The sequence below is a fragment of the Bradyrhizobium sp. genome, assembly GCF_049798375.1.
Taxonomy (GTDB): Bacteria; Pseudomonadota; Alphaproteobacteria; order Rhizobiales; family Xanthobacteraceae; genus Bradyrhizobium.
In genome coordinates this window covers 1-1,729 of sequence record NZ_JBARGP010000121.1, presented here as the reverse complement: position 1 = coordinate 1,729, position 1,729 = coordinate 1, and the positions used below count along the sequence as shown (strand labels likewise).

Below are 1,729 nucleotides of genomic sequence, written 5' to 3'. Positions count from 1 at the left end.
GTCACATGCATCGATCAAAATTGAGGCTCGTGGGAGAGGAGAGTTCCAATGACCGATGTTGCTTTACCGGGTTCAATCGAGCCTGCCCTGAAGAAGGGCCCTAATCTCGATGGCGGTTTCCATCCGCTGACCGGAGTTATTTATTTGGGCGTCGTGGCGGCCGCGCTGCTGTTCGTCGCCTACAGCATTTATGACGACGTCTCAGCCACCGGCACCCGCGTCACCTCGCTGGCGCCTTACATCCTGCTGTTCATAGCGCTTTTGATCGCGCTCGGCTTTGAATTCGTCAACGGCTTCCACGACACCGCCAACGCGGTCGCGACCGTGATCTACACCCGCTCGCTGCCGGCCCACATCGCCGTGGTCTGGTCGGGCCTGTGCAACCTGACCGGCGTGCTGCTCTCGACCGGCGCGGTGGCGTTCGGCATCGTCTCGCTGCTGCCGGTGGAGCTGATCCTGCAGGTCGGCTCCAGCGCCGGCTTCGCGATGGTGTTCGCGCTCTTGATCGCCGCCATCATCTGGAATCTCGGCACCTGGTGGCTCGGCCTGCCGGCTTCCTCCTCGCATACCCTGATCGGCTCGATCATCGGCGTCGGCATCGCCAACGCGCTGCTGCGCGGCCGCGACGGCACCTCAGGCGTGGACTGGGGCCAGGCCGTCGGCATCGGCAAGGCGCTGCTGCTTTCGCCGCTGTTCGGCTTCGTGCTGGCTGCCGGCCTGCTCTACATCCTGAAGCTGGCTCTCAGCCGCTTGACGCCGGCGCTGTTCGGCGAGCCGGTCGGCAACCAGCCGCCGCCGTGGTGGATCCGCGGCATCCTGATCCTGACCTGTACCCTGGTCAGCTTCTTCCATGGCTCCAACGACGGCCAGAAGGGCATGGGCCTGATCATGCTGATCCTGATCGGCACGGTGCCGACGGCCTACGCTCTCAACCGCACCATGCCGCAGAGTCAGGCCGAAAAGTTCATCAGCAACGCTGACACTGCGGCCAAGATCATCGACGGCAAGGCCGCCGGCCACACCGCGAGCGGTGATCCGCGCCCGGTCGTGACCCGCTACGTCGCCGAAAAGCAGCTTGGCGACGACACCTTGCCTGCGCTCGCCGCGCTGATGAAGGATATCACCAAGCAGGTCAGGGAATACGGCACGCTGGCAAAGGTCCCGGCGGAGCTGGTCGGCAACACCCGCAACGACATGTATCTGACCTCGGAAGCGCTGCGCTTCTTGATGAAGGACAATGCCGCTCAGTTCGCCGGCGGCGATGTCGCCACCCTGACCGCCTACAAGGGCTCGCTCGACTCCGCGACCAAGTTCATCCCGATCTGGGTGAAGATCGCCGTCGCGATCGCGCTTGGCCTCGGCACCATGGTGGGCTGGAAGCGCATCGTGGTCACCGTCGGCGAGAAGATCGGTAAGACCCATCTGACCTACGCGCAGGGTGCCAGCGCCGAGATCACCGCCGCGCTCACCATCGCGGCGGCCGACGGTTACGGCCTGCCGGTCTCGACAACCCACGTGCTGTCGTCGGGCATCGCCGGCACCATGGCGGCCAACGGAAGCGGCCTGCAATGGTCGACCATCCGCAACATCGCGATGGCCTGGGTGTTGACCCTGCCGATCGCGATGATGCTGTCGGGCACACTGTACTTCATCTTCGTGCATCTGTTCTGAGCACGCGAGCAACTTAAAAAAAGGCCCGCGGCGCTAACCGCGGGCCTTTTGTTTTTAG

1 protein-coding gene is annotated in these 1,729 nt (G+C 64.1%); it reads left to right on the top strand.

Annotation, left to right across the window (positions count from 1 at the left end):
* The first annotated feature begins 48 nt into the window (after positions 1–48).
* On the top strand, positions 49–1,671 hold the full coding sequence (locus tag WA702_RS05515; RefSeq protein WP_425109527.1) for an inorganic phosphate transporter: 1,623 nt from the start codon (positions 49–51) through the stop codon (positions 1,669–1,671).
* The last annotated feature ends 58 nt before the right edge of the window (positions 1,672–1,729 follow it).

Bases quoted from the DNA above. Each gene is read 5' to 3' on its own strand.
- WA702_RS05515 (WP_425109527.1), top strand. From the start codon at position 49: ATGACCGATGTTGCTTTACCGGGTTCAATCGAGCCTGCCCTGAAGAAG.